Below are 15840 nucleotides of genomic sequence, written 5' to 3'. Positions count from 1 at the left end.
GCCGCGTCCGCGCACTCTGCCGCAGAGGACCAGCCCACCGTGCCCAGCCATGAAGGCCCCGCCACCGCCGCCGTCCCGACCCCGTCCGCGCCCGACACCCTCTGGTTCACCCGCTGCCCCGTCCCCACCGCGACCGGCATCGCGGCCGACCAGGGCTGGCTCGGCCGGGAGTTCGCCGCCGACGGCATCGCCGTCCGCTCGCTCCAGGACGTGCCGCCGGAGGTGGCGGCCGACCACCACTACACCCACGCCCTGACCGGGCTGTTCCGCGAGGGCGGCAACGTCCCGGCGCTGTGGGCCCGTTCGCGCGGCGAGCGGACCAGGCTGATCGGGCTCACCTGGATCGAGGAGCGCCAGGTCGTCCTGGTCCGGGCCGGCAGCGGCATCACCGAGGCCGGGCACCTGCGCGGCCGCCGCCTCGCCGTCCCACGACATGGGATCGCGATCGACTTCTGGCGGGCGATGGCCCTGGCCGGCCTGCACGGGGCGCTCTCGCTCGCCGGGCTCACGCTGGACGACGCCGAACTGGTGGACGTGCCCGCCGCGCCGGAGGGCGGGCAGTGGGCCGCGGAGCTGGCGGCGCTGCGCGACGGCGTCGTGGACGCGGTCTATGTGAAGGGCGCGCTCGCGGTGGAGGCGGCGCGCCGGATCGGCGCGGAGGTCGCCGTCGAGCTGGACGAGGCGCCGGACCGCCGGGCCCGGGTGAACAACGGGACGCCCCGCCCGATTACGGTCCACCAGCGGCTGCTCGACGAGCACCCGGACCTGGTGGCTCGCTTCCTCGCCGTCCTGCTGGAGGCCGCCGACTGGGCCGCCGGACGCCCGGCGGAGGTCGCGCGGATCCTGAGCGCCGAGACCGGCGCGGGGGAGGAGGGCGTCGCCGGAGCGTATGCACGCGGCGGTCACCGCACCCTGCACCTCGACCTCTCCGAGGAGCGCCTCACCCTGCTGGACCAGCAGAAACGTTTCCTTGAGCAGCACGGATTCCTGGCCGGTCCGGTTGACGTCCACGCCTGGACCGACCCCGAGCCCCTCCGCGCCGCCCGCACCCTCCTCGCCGCCCGCCGCACCGAAGGGCGGGCACACGGCGGCTGACGAATGACAGATGACAGATTCTGAAATCTGTTATCTGTCATCTGAAATCTGTCAGCTGTCAATTGTCAGCCGCCGAGCGCCGCCACCCCGTCCGCCGCCCCACCCGCCCCGCCGCCCCTCCTCAGGAGTCGACCCCGTGAACCCCTCCCGCCTCGCCCTCGCCGCCGCCGCACTGCTCGCCACCACCGCCCTGGCCGCCTGCGGCTCGTCCGCCGACGGGGCCAAGGCCTCCGCCGCCGACGGCAAGGCCGACGTGGTGCTCAGGGTGCCCGACCCCGGCAACAACGGCTTCCTCGCCCTCGGGAAGAAGGACGGCTCGCTGGACCGGGCGCTGGCCGCCGTCCACGCCAAGGTCGCCTGGACCGGCAGCGCCGGCCCCTTCGCCCCCGCGGCCCAGGCGCTCTCCGCCGACCAGCTCGACGTCGCCCAGGGCTCGATCACCTCCGCCGTCGCCGCACTCGCCCAGAAGCCCGGCTTCAAGCTGTTCGCCCAGACCGCCCCCGACGGCGTCGGCGAGGGCATCCTGGTGAAGAACGACTCGCCGATCAAGAGCGTGCAGGACCTCGTCGGCCGCAAGGTCGCCGTCAGCCAGGGCGGCACCAGCGAGTACCTGCTGCTCAAGGCGCTGGAGAAGAACGGCGTCCCGGCGGACAAGGTCGAACGGGTCTACCTGCGCGCCGACCAGACCGCGGGCGTCTTCAACTCCGGCCAGGTCGACGCCTGGGCCACCTGGAACACCTTCTCCACCCCGTCGATCGCCAACTCCGGCGCCCACTTCCTGGTCAACGGCAAGGAGGTCGGCTCCGACAACTACGCCGTCTGGGCGGTCCGCAACGGCTTCGCCGACAAGCACCCCGACGTCGTCAAGGCCTTCTACGACTACCTGCGCGAGAACGGGCTCAAGGAGAAGGCCGACCCGGCCGCCTACCTGAACGTCTTCACCGACTCCGGGCCGACCGCCGTCACCCCCGCCGAGAAGGGCGTCGCGATCGAGGTCGCCCGGCAGGGTTCCGCCGCCGGCGCCATCGCCGAGGCCGACATCACCCGGTTCGGCACCGTCGCCGCGTTCTTCGCCGACCAGAAGGTCACCAAGCAGCTGGTCGACGTCAAGCCCTACCTCATCGACGTCGACAAGCTCGGGACCGGTGCCAAGTGACCACCACCACCGACCGGTTGACCACGAAGCCGCCGGCGCCCGCCCCCGGCCAGGACGCCCCCGGGCCGGACGCCTACGACGGCACCGCCGCCGCCCGCGCGGCCGGCCTGGTCGAGCCCCGCACCCGCCTCCAGGCCCCGCGCCCCCGGGCCCTCGCCCTCACCCTGCGCACCATCGGCCCGCTGGCCCTGCTCGGCGGCTGGGCCCTCGCCTCCGCCACCGGCGCCCTCACCCAGGACGTCCTGGCCTCACCCGCCCAGGTCGCCGAGGCGGTCGGCGAACTGTGGGGCAACGGCCAACTCGCCGACGCCCTCACCGTCTCGCTCACCCGGGCCGGCCTCGGCCTGCTGATCGGCGCCACCGCCGGCCTGGTGCTCGGCGTCGTCACCGGCTTCTTCCGCCTCGGCGAGGAACTGCTGGACTCCGCCGTCCAGGTGCTGCGCACCGTCCCCTTCCTCGCGCTCGTCCCGCTGTTCATGGTCTGGTTCGGCATCACCGAGACCGCCAAGATCGCACTGATCGGCGTCGCCACCAGCTTCCCGATGTACGTGTCGACCTCCGGCGGCGTCCGGAACACCGACCGCAAACTCATCGAGGCCATGCGCAGCTTCGGCCTCGGCCGCTGGGCGATCGTGCGCACCGTCGTCCTGCCCGGCGCTCTCCCCGCGCTGCTCTCCGGACTGCGGCTGTCCATGACGCTCAGCGTGATCGCGCTGATCGCCGCCGAGGAGATCAACTCCACCGAGGGCATCGGCTACTTGATGGCCCAGGCGCAGAACTACTCGCGCACCGACATCCTCGCCGTCTGCATCCTGATCTACGGACTGCTGGGACTCACCGCCGACGGCGTCGTCCGCCTCCTGGAGCGCGTCCTGATGCCCTGGCGCAAGGCCACCCAGGGAGGCACCCGATGAGCACCGCCGCAGCCACCGCCACCGCAGCCACCACCGCCGCCACCGCATCCACCACCGCACCCGCCGTCCATCTGCGCGGCCTGCGCCGGGTGTTCGGCGAGCGCGCCGTCCTCGACGGCGTCGACCTCTCCATCGACCGCGGCGAATTCGTCGCCCTGCTCGGCGCCAGCGGAACCGGCAAGACCACCCTGCTGCGCATTCTCGGCGCCCTCGACCGGGCCGACGCCGGCACCGTCCTGGTGCCGCCGGTGCGCACGGTGGTCTTCCAGGAGCCCCGACTGGTCCCCTCGAAGCGGGTGCTCGCCAACGTCACCGTCGGCCTGCCGCGCGGCGCCGCCACCCGGGAGACCGGGCTCAAGGCGCTCGCCGAGGTCGGCCTCGACCGGCACGCCGACGCCTGGCCGGCCACCCTCTCCGGCGGTGAGGCGCAGCGCGCCGCGCTCGCCCGGGCACTCGTCCGAGAGCCCCAACTTCTCTTGCTGGACGAGCCGTTCGCCGCCCTGGACGCGCTCACGAGGCTTCGCATGCAGGACCTCGTGGGCGACCTGGTCCGCCGCCACCGCCCGGCCGTCCTGCTGGTCACCCACGACGTGGACGAGGCCGTGCGGCTCGCCGACCGGGTCGCCGTGCTCCGGGACGGCGCACTGGTGCGCGACGAGCGCGTCGCCGTCGAGCGCCCGCGCGACCCGGCCGACCCGGCCTTCGCCGAGCTGCGCCGCGGCCTGCTCGCCGACCTCGGCGTCCACTGAACCCCCGTACCGACCACCCCCTTCACTCTCCCCACCGCCCGTACCACAGGAGCTGATCCCCATGGCCATCACCCTCGGCGTCCACGCCAGCAACCCCTCGCTCTACTACCTCTCCCGACTCGACTACCTGGACGAGGAGTTGGCTCCGCTCGGGGAGACCGGCGCGTTCCACCACTACCGCGACGGCACCCGCACCGGCGAGCTGCTCGCCGACGGCACCATCGACTTCGGCGGCACCGGCTCCACCCCGCCGATCACCGCCCAGGCGGCCGGCCACGACCTCGTCTACGCGGTGGTCTCCGCGCCCCGCCCCGACCACGGCGCGCTGCTGGTGCGCGCCGACGGCCCGGTGCGGACGGTCGCCGACCTGAAGGGCGGCACCGTCGTCCTCGGCATCGGCTCCTGGCAGACCCACCTGCTCGCCAAGGCCCTGCACGCCGAGGGCCTCTCCTACGCCACCGACGTCACCGCCGTCCGCCCGGCCCCCGGGGAGGACCAGGCGAGCCGGCTGCGCGAGGGCGAGATCGCCGGCTGGATCGCCCAGGGTGCCGAGCTGGCCGCCGCCCGGCGCGGCGGGGATTTCCGCGAACTGGTGCGCACCGGCGACGTGATCACCGACCGCTCGGTGTTCTTCACCCGCCGGGGCTTCGCCGCCGACCGTCCCGAGGTGGTCGCCGCGATTGCCACCGCCCTGCGCCGCGCCGACGCCTGGGTGGCCGCGCACCTGCCGGAGGCCGCCGCGACCGCCGCCGAGGACCTCGGCGGAAGCACCGAGGACTGGCGGACGGCACTGGCCGCGCTGCCGTGGCGGCTGGAGCCCGCGAGCGCCGCGTTCGTCGCCGAGCAGCAGGAGGCGGCCGACATCTTCCACCGGGTCGGCTTCATCGACCGCGCGGTGACCGTCGCCGACGCCCACCTGCCCGCGCTCCAGGCCCCGGTGGCCGCCGCCGTCGCGCACGGCACCGCCGCAGAGGCGGTCTGACCGATGGCCTCCGAAGTCCTCTGGTACATCATCCCGCGCGAGGGCCACTACCCGTGGGAGCCGGCCGGCCGCCGCCCGGTCGACCTCCGCTACCTCCAGCAACTCGCGGGCAGCGTCGAGAGCCTGGGCTACACCGGCGCGCTGCTGGCGACCGACCTCTACGACGTGTGGGACCTCGGCAACGCCCTGGCCGCCGCCACCACCCCGGCGTTCAAGCCACTGCTGGCCGTCCACCCCGGGCTGATCTCGCCGACCCTGCTGGCGAAGATGGCGCTCGCCTTCGACCACCTGCACGGCGGACGGCTGCGCTTCAACGTGGTCAACGGCTCCACCGAGCAGTTGCGCGAGTACGGCCTGCACGTCGGGCACGACGACCGCTACCGCCTCAGCGCCGAGTACTGGTCGATCGTCAAGCGCCTCACCGCCGGTGAAGTCTTCGACCACAAGGGCGAGTTCTACGACCTGCGGAACGCCGGCGCGAGCCTGCGCGAACTCACCCCGGTCCAGCCGGGCGGCATCCCGCTCTGGTTCGGCGGCAGTTCGGCGGTCGGCATCGAGATGGCCGCCGAGCACGTGGACGTCTACCTCACCTGGGGCGAGCCGCCGCAGCAGCTGAAGGAGAAGCTCGACCTGGTGCGCGAGCGGGCCGCCGCGCACGGCCGCAGTCTGCGGATCGGGCTGCGGCTGCACCTCATCGTCCGCGACACCGAGGACGAGGCCTGGGCCGCCGCCGACCGGCTGCTCGACGTCACCAGCGAGGCCACCTACGCCCGCCAACTCGGCGGCGCGCGCGGGGAGGACGGCGTCGGCTGGCAGCGGCAGTTCCGCCAGCACGGCGGCAAGGTCCCGGCCCGGGCCCGGGAGCTGGAGACCTACCCGAACCTCTGGCCCGGGATGAGCCTGTTCCGTCCCGGCCCGGGCACCGCCGTGGTCGGCTCCACGGCCCAGGTGGTCGAGCGGCTCCAGGAGTTCGAGTCACTCGGCGTGGACACCTTCATCCTCTCCGGCAATCCGCTCCTGGAGGAGGCCCACCGGGTCGCCGAGACGGTGCTACCGGCGCTGGGCATCCGCCGGCGGTAGCGCGCCGGGCAGCAGGGGGAAGGGCAGCGGCGAGGTCAGCGCCAGCTGCCGGGCGAAACGGGCGACGGCCCGGAGGAGGAACGTCCGCACGGCGGGCTCCCGGGATCTCGAAGGACGCGTACGGACGGTCCCGTACGCGCGGTCCAACGAGCACGTTGCCCGGCCGGTCACGCATCGACCGTCCGGGCACCGCCGTGCGGGGGATCAGCGGCTCAGCCGTTCATCGGCTCATCGGAGGGCTGATCGTCGGAGAGCTGTTCGTCGGATCGGCTGCTCAGCGGCTGAGAGCATCGATCTCGGCCAGCTCCTCGGCGGTCAGCGGACCGCCCGCCAGCGCGTCCAGGTTCTGGTCCAGCTGCGCCACACTGCTGGCCCCGATGATCACCGACACCACCCGCGGGTCCCGCAGCACCCAGCTCAGCGCCAGCTGAGCCAGGCTCTGCCCGCGCCGCTCCGCCACCTTGTCGAGCGCCCGCAGCTGCTCCAGCTTCGCCTCGGTGAGCGCCTCCTCGCGGAGGAACTTGCCGATCGACATCCGCGACCCGGCCGGCACCTGCCCCGACAGGTAGCGGTCGGTCAGCAGGCCCTGCGCCAGCGGCGAGTAGGCGATCAGGCTGGTCTGCGTGTCGGCGACCGCGTCCAGCACGCCCTCGTCCTCGACGTAGCGGTTGAGGACGGAGTACGCGCACTGGTTCATCAGGACCGGCGTACCCAGCTCGCGCAGGATCGCCACCGCCTCCCGGTGCTGCTCCGCCGGGTAGTTGGAGATGCCCGCGTACAGCGCCTTGCCCGCCCGGACCGCCGAGTCCAGCGCGCCCATGGTCTCCTCCAGCGGGGTCTGGGCGTCGTAGCGGTGCGAGTAGAAGACGTCGACGTAGTCGAGGCCCATCCGGCCCAGCGACTGGTCCAGGCTGGACAGCAGGTACTTGCGGCTGCCGCCCACGCCGTACGGGCCCGGCCACATGTCGTAGCCGGCCTTGGAGGCGATGAACAGCTCGTCCCGGTACGGGCGGAAGTCCTGCGCGAAGAGGTAGCCGAAGTTGCGCTCCGCACTGCCGTACGGCGGGCCGTAGTTGTTGGCCAGGTCGAAGTGGGTGACACCCCGGTCGAAGGCGCGGCGCAGCACCGCGCGCTGGACGTCGAGCGGCTGGGCGTCACCGAAGTTGTGCCACAGGCCCAGCGAGACGGCGGGGAGCAGCACGCCACTGCGGCCGGCCCTGCGGTAGGTCATCGAGGCGTAGCGGTCTTCCGCGGCGAGGTAGGTCATGCCCGACATCCTGCCAGGCCTCGGCCGTCCGGGGTGATCTTCGCCACCACCGGTCGGGGAGCGCCTCGTGGGGCGGGCGGGGACGACGGTCGCACCGGGTCGTGGACCGCCGGGGGCGGCCCGCGGTCCGGGGCCTTGCCGCCGCGTCGAAGCCGACCGCCTGTACCTACCGGTATGTACATTCTTCTGTACCAGTAGGTACAGTGGCCGCATGGCAACCCAGGACCGCCTCATCGAGAGCACCCAGGAACTCCTCTGGGAGCGCGGCTACGTCGGCACCAGCCCCAGGGCCATCCAGCAGCGCGCCGGCGTCGGCCAGGGCAGCATGTACCACCACTTCGACGGCAAGCCCGACCTCGCGGCCGCCGCCCTGCGCCGCAGCGCCGAGCAGATGCGTGCCGTCGCGCAGGCCGACCTCGCGGGCCCCGGCACCGCGTACGACCGGGTGGCCGCCTACCTGCGGCGCGAGCGCGACGTGCTGCGCGGCTGCCGGATCGGCCGGATGGCCCAGGACCCGGAGGTGGTGGCCGACCCCAGGCTGCGCGCGCCCGTCGAGGAGACCCTCGACTGGCTGCGCGGCCGGATCGCCGAGGTGATCGCCGAGGGCCAGGAGGCCGGTGAGCTGCGGGCGGACGCCGAGCCCGCCGACCTCGCCGCCGCCGTGGTCGCCGTCGTCCAGGGCGGCTACGTACTCGCCCGCGCCGCCGACGGCGCCGAACCGTTCGAGCGGGCCGTCCGCGGCGTCCTCGCCCTGCTCGCCGCCCACCGCACCGGCTGAGCCGCCGGCGCCCGACCCCCCGCCGGAGCCCGCCGTGCACGCCATGCAGTACGAGATCACGTTGCCAGCCGACTACGACATGGGCGTCATCCGCCGGCGGATCGCCACCAAGGGCCACCTGCTCGACGACTTCCCCGGCCTCGGCCTCAAGGCCTACCTGGTGCGCGAACGCGGCCTCGACGGATCGCCCGTCAACCAGTACGCGCCGTTCTACCTCTGGCGCACCGCCGAGGGCATGAACTCCTTCCTCTGGGGCCCCGGCTTCCGCGGCCTCAGCGCCGACTTCGGCCGCCCCGCCGTACGGCACTGGCTCGGCGCCGGCCTGCGCCGCGGGCCCGCCGACGGGGCGCCCGCCACCGCCACCCGCCGGATCGAGCGGTTCCCGGAGGACACCGACCCCGCCGAGGCGGTCGAACAGGCCCTCGCCGCACTGCCCGACCACCCCGACCTGCACACCGCCGCCGTCGCCGTGGACCCCCACCGCTGGGAACTGCTGCGCTTCGCCCTCTGGCGCGCCGCCGCCCCGGACACCGCGCCCGGCAGCCGGTACCGCGTGCACCACCTCTCCAGTCCCGAACTCGACCGGCTGCCCGTCGGCCGCCACTGGTGAAAGGACCACCCCGCCCGATGCACCCCACCCCCGCCACCCCAGCCACCCCCTCCACCCCGGCCGGCCTCGCCCCCGCCCCGTTCGACCGGTCCGCCGGCTACGCGCTGCTCGACGAACTCGCCGGGCCGAGGACGCAGGCCGACACCCTGGGCCCGCTCGACGAACTCGCCCCCGGCTTCCCCGACTGGATCGTCACCGCGCTCTTCGGCGGCACCTACCAGCGGCCCGGACTCGCCCTGCGCGACCGCCAGGTGGCCAACCTGGCCGCGCTCACCGCGCTCGGCGGCGTCGAACCGCAGCTCGCCGACCACGTCCGCAACAGCCTGAGGATCGGCCTGACCAGGGAGGAGATCACCGAAGTCCTGGTCCACCTCGCGCCCTACGTCGGCGTTCCCAAGGCCCTGGCCGGACTGCGGGTCGCCGCCGCGACCTTCGCCGAGACGCGATGAGCGCCACCGTCGCCGGGGCCGCCGTCCGGACCGTCCTCGGGGACCTCGACCCCGCGGCACTCGGCGCCTGCGACGCCCACGACCACCTCTTCCTGCGCAGCCCCGGGCTGCCCGGGGAGGAACTCGACGACCCGGCCGCCGCCGAGGAGGTGCTGCGCGCCTTCGCGGCGGCCGGCGGCCGGGCGTTCGTCCAGTGGACGCCCGCCGGATTGGGGCGGCGCGCCGACGCGCTGCCGGGACTGTCCCGTGCGACCGGCGTCCACCTGGTCGCCGCCACCGGGCTCCACCAGGCCGTCCACTACGACCCGGCCGACCTCGAACGGCGCTACGCCGGGCTCGCCGGGTTCTTCACCGCCGAGCTCACCACCGGCCTCTCCGGCGCGCCCGAGGGCGTCCGCGCCGGACTGATCAAGGTCGCCGGCGACTACCACGGACTGGACGCCCACACCCGACGGGTGATGGCGGCCGCCGCCGAGGCGCACCACGCCACCGGCGCGCCGATCGCCGTCCACCACGAACTCGGCACCGCCGCGCCGGACGTCCTCGACCTGCTCTGCGAACGCCACGGCGTGCCGCCCGGGCGGGTGATCCTCGGCCACCTCAACCGGCACCCGGACCTCCGCCTGCACCGCCGACTCGCCTCCACCGGAGCCTTCCTGGCGCTGGACGGCCCCTCCCGCGCGCATCACGCGACCGACCACCACCTCTTCGACACGGTGGCGGCGCTCATCGAGGCCGGCCACGCCGACCGCCTGCTCCTCGGCGGCGACACCACCACCCGTACCGCCCGCCACGCCCCCGGCCCCACCCACCTCCTCACCGCGCTCGCCCCCCGCCTCTCCCGCGAGTTCGGCCCCGACGCCCCCCACCGCCTCCTCACCGCCAACCCCGCCCGGGCCTTCGCGACCGAGTGGCAGGAGGGCGGCCGCGAGGGGGCTGGCGGCTGACGGCTGACCGCTGACGGCGGCCGGCCCGTCGGACCCGGCCGGGCCTGAGCCCGGCGCGGGTCCGGCGTCACATGTGGGTGCCGCCGTCGATGCGCACTTCGGTGCCGGTGACGAAGGCGCCGTCGTCGGAGGCGAGCATGGCGATCACCCCGGCCACGGTCTCCGGGCCCGCGAAGCCCTGGCCGATCGCCGGGGTGAGCTTGGCGAAGTGGCTGAAGTCGGCGTCCTCCGGCAGGCCCGGGTTGTTGGTCATGCCGCTGTCGATGCTGCCCGGCGCGACGCAGACGGCGCGCAGTCCCTGCTTGGCGTACTCGGCGGCGATCGCGTGGGTGAAGGACTGGATGCCGCCCTTGGTCGCGGCGTACGCGGCCATGTAGGGGTGGGCGAAGGCGGCGGAGGTGGAGCTGAAGTTCACCACCACGCCCTTGCCGTCCGCGAGCAGCGCGGGCAGCGCCTCGCGGGTCATCAGGAAGGTGCCGGTCAGGTTGACCGCGAGCACCTTGTTCCAGAACTCCAGGCTGGTCTCGTGGGTGTGCGCGGAGCGCAGGATGCCGGCCGCGTTGACCAGCACGTCCAGGCCGCCGAGCGCGGCCACGGCCTCGGCGACGCCGGCCCGGACGGCGGCCTCGTCCGAGACGTCCAGCACCGCCGTGGTGAGGCGGTCGGCGGTGCCGTCGGCGGCGGCGCAGTCCAGGGTGGCCTTCAGTCCGTCCTCGTTGACGTCGACGGCGACGACCCGCCCGCCCTCGGCGAGGATCCGGTGCACGGTGGCCTGGCCGATGCCCGAGCCGCCGCCGGTGATCAGGACGTTCCGTCCGGTGAAGCGCTCCATGGGTGGTACTCCGTTCCGTTCTTGGTCGAGCGACCTGACTGGCACGTTACGCCGAAACGGCACGTTGTGCCAAAAAGTCTCGACGTGCCGCCTCGCGTACGCTGATCCCGTGACCGGACGCCCCACGCTGACCCAGCGCCGCCGCGAGAGCACCCGCCTGGAGATCGCCCGGGCCGCGGCCGAACTGTTTGCCGCGCGCGGGGCGGAGGCCACCACCGCTGAGGAGATCGCCCAGGCCTCGGGCATCTCGCTGCGCACCTTCTACCGCTACTTCTCGGAGAAGGAGGACGCCGTCGCCCCGCTGCTCGCGGCCGGCGGCGAGCGCTGGGTGCGGCTGTTCGCCGAGAGCGCCTGCGACCTGCCGGTCCGCGAGGCGCTGGAGCGCTCGGCGGCCGAGTCGCTGAGCCCCTTCGACGCGCAGGCCGGCGAGGCCATGCACTGGACCCGCGAACTGCTGCGCGACCCGCGCCTCGCCTCGGTCTGGCAGCGCGTGCACGCCGGCTCCGAGGAGCGGCTGCGGGCCGCGATCGCCGACCGCTGCCCGCCGGGCACCGACGCCCTGGAGATCCGGCTGGCCGCCGCCGCCGCGACCGCCGCCATCCGGGTCGCCCTGGAGCAGTGGGCGTCCTCCGGCGCCCCGGCGACCGGCCCCGGATCGCCCCGCGAACTCGGCGCCCGCTGCGTGCGCGAACTCACCGCGGGCCTCGGCCTCTGGGACCGCGTCGGCTGACGACGCGCCCGCCGCACCCCCTCGCGAGCCGGCCTCCTCCTCCAGACCGAGGGCGTCACCGCTGGTCGGCGGGGGCGGAGCGGTCCGCGCGGACGCTAGGCTGAGTGGTCGCGCCCGGGCGACGACCTCGCTGCGGACGGGGGGAACCGGGGCGGCCCTCCCGGGTGTCCTTCCCCCGGGGTCGGGGGAGTACGAGGCGTGGGAGCAAGCGGAACATGGGGCTGACGAGCCACAAGGTACTGGCGTTGACCGTCCTGATCGCCGTCGCGGCGATGGTCGGGACGGTCTGGCTGTGGCCGAGACTGTCGAAGCGGAGCTGGCAGGCCGTCCTCGGCCGGATCGGCGCCCTGCTCGCCACCCAGCTGACCGTGCTCGCCGCGCTCGGCCTGGTGGCCAACAACTACTTCGCGTTCTACAGCAGTTGGGACGACCTGCTGGGCACCGGCGACAACGGCCCGGTGGTCATCCAGAACAAGGTGGACGCCTCCGGCCGGCTGCGCGTCGAGACCATCGGCCACGCCGAGGTGCAGGGCGGCGGCGCGCTCGGCCGCGACCCCGAGAAGTCCGGCGAGATCCGCGAGGTCCGCATCGACGGCGCCACCACCCGCCTGTCCACCGAGGGGTACGTCTACCTGCCGCCGCAGTACTTCCAGCCGGAGTACGCGCAGAAGCAGTTCCCGGTCCTGATCGTCAGCACCGGCTTCCCCGGCATCGCCAAGAACCTCGTCACCCGGCTCAACTACCCGGGCGCGGCGCTCAAGCTGCTCCAGGAAGGCCGGATGCAGCCGACCGTGATGGTCCTGGTGCGCCCCTCGCCGGCACTGCCGCAGGACACCGAGTGCGAGGACATCCCGGGCGGCGCGCAGTCCGAGACCTACTTCACCAAGGACGTGCCCTCGGCGGTGCAGGCCACCTACCGGGTGTCCGCGGACCCGAAGGCCTGGGCGTTCATGGGCAACTCGACCGGCGGCTACTGCGCCCTCAAGCTGGCGATGCGCCACCCGGAGGTCTTCCCGACCGCCGTCTCGCTCTCCGGCTACTACCAGGCGGCAGAGGACCCGACCACCGGCGACCTCTTCAAGGGCAGCGCCCAGCGGCGCAACGAGGCCGACCTGATGTGGCGGCTCAAGAACCTCCCGCAGCCCGAGGTCGCGGTGCTGCTGGCCGGTACCAAGCAGGGCGACGGCGACTACCGGCGGGAGACCGAGGCGTTCGTGGCCGCCGCGCACAGCCCGATGAAGGTCTCCTACAGCATGCTGGAGACCGGCGGCCACAACTTCGAGACCTGGAGCAGGCTGCTCCCGTCCTCGCTGGAGTGGATCTCCCAGCACCTGGTCGTCCCGGCCGCCGGCCAGTCGGTCTGACCCGGGCCGGCCCCGGGCGGGGCCGGAACCAGCGCCGGGGCCGGAACCAGGGCCTGAATCGGAGCCTGGGCCTGTACCGGAGCCGGGACCGGCGTACGGGGACGGCGTACGGGGACGGCGGGCTCAGGCCACCTGCTCCAGCGTGCCGGTGTGCAGTTCGCCGACCCGGCCGCCCTCGCCCTCGTAGGTCCAGAACACGCGGACCGTCATCCGGGCCAGGTCCATGACGTGGCTGACGGTGATCCCGCTCACCTCGGTCCAGCTCACGAAGTACAGCTGCGGGCCGACCTCGGCGACGTGCAGGCTGACGTCCTCCCACTGGCCCGCCGACTCGCCGAGGCCCTCCCAGCGCAGCCGCTTGCCGTCGGCCGAGTAGGCGTTGCGGAAGGCCGCGCCGTTGTCGACCCGGAACAGGTAGGTACGGCCGGCGAAGGCGGGCAGGGACGCGGTCATGGTGGGGCGGGTCTCCTTGTCGGGTGGTGCGGACGGATCTCCAACCTATCCGACCGCTCCGCCTGCGCGGCGCACTTTCCCGGCCGGACCCGCCGCCCCGGCCCGCCGTCGGGAGCGGCGCCCGCCGGACCGGGCCGGCGCCCCGCGGCGGGCGCGGGTCGGACGGCCGGGTGAGGGTCAGACGGCCGGGCGCGGCTCGGTCGTCTCGACGACGGCGATCTCGAACGGCTGCTTGTTGTTCTCCTCGTTGCAGTCGTCGCTGCTGCGCACCGCCACCCAGCCCCCGGTCAGCGTGCCGGGGGCCGGGACGGTGGCCGCCAGGCGGACCGGGACGAGCGCGGTCGCGCTGCGGAACGGCGGCAGGCCGGCCGGGAAGGTGCAGCGCACCCGGTGGCCCTCCTGGAAGGCGTAACAGTTGTCCGGGAAGTACGGTCCCTCGGCGGTGACACCCGCGGGGAGGGTGACCACGAGGGTGAACGGCGAGGCCGTCGTGTCCGGGCCGAGGTTGCCGACGAAGGCGTGCACGGTGGTGGTGCCGCCGGGCGCGGCGGCGTCCGGGTCCATCCGGACCACGTAGAGGTCGGAGTCCGACGGTCGGACGGCCGCCGCTGTCTCCGCCGCGCCCGTTCCGGTCGTGCCTGCCCCGGCCGCGCCCGACTCCGCCGCGGCAGGGGCCGCCGTCTCCGCTCCCGTCGTTCCCGTCGTTCCCGCAGCTCCCGGGTCGGCCGCCGGCTCCGCGGCCTCCGCGCCCACCGGCTCCGCAGGCTCCACACCCACCGGCTCCGCGGCCGGGGCGCTCGCCACCGGCGCGGCCGCCTGCTCCTCCGCCGTGCAGTCCGCCGCCCACGCCTGCCCGGTCGTCAGCGCCGCCATCGCGCACCCCACTGCCAAGGACCTACCGAGGAGACCTCGAACGGATCCGTTGCGGGCCATCCCGCTCACCCTGCCCTCCGTGTCCGGCGCCCCGCGCCGTCGCGGGCCGCGTCCGCACCAGCGTCACCGACGGTTCCGCCGGGGCCGGGGCAACCCGGGGGCAACCCGCCCTCGGGTGACTCGAACGGACGAACGCCAATCGCACGGCCGGACGACCGAGTGTGCGGAGGGCGGGGCGGCCGGCCGTCAGGGCCCCTCGGGGGCTCTCAGGGGGCCAGGACCTGCCCGAGCCGGGCGGCGATCCCCTGCATCACCGGTACCAGCGACGCCGTTCCGGCCTGCTCCTCCAGCGCCCGGATCCGGGCCTCCGGACCGGAGACCGACAGCGCCGTCGGGGTCGGCGCGCCCGGGACGGCGAGCGCGATGCAGCGGACCCCGATCTCCTGCTCCTGGTCGTCGACCACGTAGCCGCGCTCGCGCGCCTCGGCCAGCCTCCGCATCAGCTCCCGCGGGTCGGTCACCGTGTGCGGGGTGTGCGCGGGCAGCGGGTTGGGGCCGAGGACGGCGCGCGCCTCCGCCTCCGGCAGTTGCGACAGCAGTGCCTTGCCGACGCCGGTGCAGTGCGGCTGCACCCGGCGGCCGACCTCGGTGAACATCCGCATCGAGCGGCGCGACTGCACCTGGCCGACGTACACCACCTCGCCGCCCTCCAGCACCGCCAGGTTGGCGGTCTCACCGGTGGCCTCCATCAGCTCCGCCAGGTAGGGGCGGGCCCAGCTGCCGAGCAGCCGGCCCGCGGTCTCGCCGAGCCGGATCATCCGGGGGCCGAGGGTGTAGCGGCGGGTGGCGTCCTGGCGGACGTAGCCCTGCTGGACGAGGGTGCGGACCAGGCGGTGGATGGTCGGCATCGGCAGGCCCGAGGAGGTGGACAGCTCGCTGAGGGTGGCCACCCCGCCGGCGTCGGCGAGCGCCTCCAGCAGCTGGAACGCCCGCTCGACGGACTGCACCCCGCCGCTCGCGCGCTCCGTCGCGGCCCGCCCCGTCGTTGCCGTCGGCCCCGTCGGCCCCGTCGTCGCTGTCCGCTCCGTCGCCGTCGTCCCGGTGCTGTCGGAGGAGGTCGGGGCCACCGGTGTTCCCTTCACTGTCGCGATGCCGGGGGGAGTGCGGTCCCCGCGACCCCCTCAACAAGCCGTTGAAATTCTGTATCGCGGAAACTAGTCTCCACTTTACAGAATCACGCCCTCCAGCTAGGAGCGTCCGCGATGGCTGAGGATCAGGAACCCGGCGCCCCCGCCACCGCTCCGGTCGTCACGGTCGCGGGCCCGCCCGTCCACCGCGGCGAGGAGGTGCTCAACCCAGGGGCGGTCGCCTTCGTCGCCGGCCTGCACCGCGCCTTCGAGGGCCGGCGCCGCGACCTGCTCGCCCGCCGCCGGGAGCGCCGCGCGGAGATCGCCGGCACCGGCACCCTGGACTTCCTCCCCGGGACGGCCGCCGTCCGCGCCGCCGAGTGGCGCGTCGCCGAGGCCCCCAGGGCGCTCCAGGACCGCCGGGTCGAGATCAC

General features: G+C 74.4%; 17 protein-coding genes and 1 pseudogene. 13 read left to right on the top strand and 5 right to left on the bottom strand.

The window, feature by feature from the left end:
- Positions 1-39 precede the first annotated feature (39 nt).
- From ACFU74_RS18060 to ACFU74_RS18035, 6 genes are all read left to right on the top strand, one after another.
- On the top strand, positions 40-1095 hold the full coding sequence (locus ACFU74_RS18060) for an ABC transporter substrate-binding protein (RefSeq protein ID WP_380757682.1): 1056 nt from the start codon (positions 40-42) through the stop codon (positions 1093-1095).
- Between the two features lie 136 nt (positions 1096-1231).
- Positions 1232-2251 (top strand): NrtA/SsuA/CpmA family ABC transporter substrate-binding protein, encoded by a 1020-nt coding sequence (locus ACFU74_RS18055; protein ID WP_380757679.1) that lies wholly within the window; start codon positions 1232-1234, stop codon positions 2249-2251.
- A gap of 107 nt (positions 2252-2358) precedes the next feature.
- The gene (locus ACFU74_RS18050) at positions 2359-3165 is read left to right on the top strand and encodes an ABC transporter permease (protein WP_380757713.1); all 807 of its coding nucleotides are present in this window, start codon (positions 2359-2361) and stop codon (positions 3163-3165) included.
- Entirely contained in the window at positions 3162-3914 is a 753-nt protein-coding gene (locus tag ACFU74_RS18045; RefSeq protein WP_380757677.1) for an ABC transporter ATP-binding protein, read from the top strand. The genes ACFU74_RS18050 and ACFU74_RS18045 overlap by 4 nt, the downstream gene beginning before the upstream one ends.
- A 61-nt stretch (positions 3915-3975) precedes the next feature.
- Positions 3976-4896 (top strand): ABC transporter substrate-binding protein, encoded by a 921-nt coding sequence (locus ACFU74_RS18040; protein ID WP_380757674.1) that lies wholly within the window; start codon positions 3976-3978, stop codon positions 4894-4896.
- Positions 4897-4899: 3 nt separating this feature from the next.
- Positions 4900-5976, top strand: a complete 1077-nt coding sequence (locus tag ACFU74_RS18035) for an LLM class flavin-dependent oxidoreductase (protein WP_380757672.1) — start codon at positions 4900-4902, stop codon at positions 5974-5976.
- A 274-nt stretch (positions 5977-6250) separates the two neighbouring features.
- Here ACFU74_RS18035 and ACFU74_RS18030 read toward each other — a convergent pair whose 3' ends face one another.
- Positions 6251-7243 (bottom strand): aldo/keto reductase, encoded by a 993-nt coding sequence (locus tag ACFU74_RS18030; protein ID WP_380757670.1) that lies wholly within the window; start codon positions 7241-7243, stop codon positions 6251-6253.
- A 211-nt stretch (positions 7244-7454) separates the two neighbouring features.
- Here ACFU74_RS18030 and ACFU74_RS18025 point away from each other — a divergent pair, with 211 nt between their 5' ends.
- The 4 genes from ACFU74_RS18025 to ACFU74_RS18010 are packed head-to-tail and all read left to right on the top strand — an operon-like array spanning position 7455 to position 10027.
- The gene (locus tag ACFU74_RS18025) at positions 7455-8021 is read left to right on the top strand and encodes a TetR/AcrR family transcriptional regulator (RefSeq protein WP_380757668.1); all 567 of its coding nucleotides are present in this window, start codon (positions 7455-7457) and stop codon (positions 8019-8021) included.
- 34 nt (positions 8022-8055) lie between these two features.
- Positions 8056-8631, top strand: coding sequence for a DUF4865 family protein (locus ACFU74_RS18020; RefSeq protein WP_380757666.1), 576 nt, complete (start codon positions 8056-8058; stop codon positions 8629-8631).
- A gap of 17 nt (positions 8632-8648) precedes the next feature.
- Positions 8649-9080 (top strand): carboxymuconolactone decarboxylase family protein, encoded by a 432-nt coding sequence (locus tag ACFU74_RS18015; protein WP_380757663.1) that lies wholly within the window; start codon positions 8649-8651, stop codon positions 9078-9080.
- On the top strand, positions 9077-10027 hold the full coding sequence (locus tag ACFU74_RS18010; RefSeq protein WP_380757661.1) for a phosphotriesterase: 951 nt from the start codon (positions 9077-9079) through the stop codon (positions 10025-10027). Before ACFU74_RS18015 ends, ACFU74_RS18010 begins: the two co-directional genes overlap by 4 nt.
- Positions 10028-10094: 67 nt before the next feature.
- Here ACFU74_RS18010 and ACFU74_RS18005 read toward each other — a convergent pair whose 3' ends face one another.
- Positions 10095-10859, bottom strand: a complete 765-nt coding sequence (locus ACFU74_RS18005; RefSeq protein ID WP_380757659.1) for an SDR family NAD(P)-dependent oxidoreductase — start codon at positions 10857-10859, stop codon at positions 10095-10097.
- Positions 10860-10968: 109 nt separating this feature from the next.
- Here ACFU74_RS18005 and ACFU74_RS18000 point away from each other — a divergent pair, with 109 nt between their 5' ends.
- On the top strand, positions 10969-11589 hold the full coding sequence (locus tag ACFU74_RS18000; protein ID WP_380757657.1) for a TetR family transcriptional regulator: 621 nt from the start codon (positions 10969-10971) through the stop codon (positions 11587-11589).
- A gap of 215 nt (positions 11590-11804) precedes the next feature.
- The gene (locus ACFU74_RS17995) at positions 11805-12953 is read left to right on the top strand and encodes an alpha/beta hydrolase (protein WP_380757654.1); all 1149 of its coding nucleotides are present in this window, start codon (positions 11805-11807) and stop codon (positions 12951-12953) included.
- 123 nt (positions 12954-13076) lie between these two features.
- Here ACFU74_RS17995 and ACFU74_RS17990 read toward each other — a convergent pair whose 3' ends face one another.
- From ACFU74_RS17990 to ACFU74_RS17980, 3 genes are all read right to left on the bottom strand, one after another.
- Positions 13077-13406 (bottom strand): hypothetical protein, encoded by a 330-nt coding sequence (locus ACFU74_RS17990; RefSeq protein WP_380757652.1) that lies wholly within the window; start codon positions 13404-13406, stop codon positions 13077-13079.
- A 177-nt stretch (positions 13407-13583) separates the two neighbouring features.
- Complete coding sequence (locus tag ACFU74_RS17985; RefSeq protein ID WP_380757650.1) at positions 13584-14279, bottom strand: hypothetical protein; 696 nt, start codon at positions 14277-14279, stop codon at positions 13584-13586.
- Positions 14280-14545: 266 nt separating this feature from the next.
- Positions 14546-15286: an IclR family transcriptional regulator gene (locus ACFU74_RS17980; protein ID WP_380757710.1), complete on the bottom strand. Its 741-nt coding sequence runs from the start codon at positions 15284-15286 to the stop codon at positions 14546-14548.
- Positions 15287-15541: 255 nt separating this feature from the next.
- Between ACFU74_RS17980 and ACFU74_RS17975 the strand changes: the two are divergent.
- Positions 15542-15840 (top strand): annotated as a pseudogene (locus ACFU74_RS17975) (malate synthase A); the annotation flags it as partial.

The organism is Kitasatospora sp. NPDC057500, assembly GCF_042802195.1.
Lineage (GTDB): Bacteria > Actinomycetota > Actinomycetes > Streptomycetales > Streptomycetaceae > Kitasatospora.
This window is presented reverse-complemented; position numbering and strand designations above follow the sequence as displayed.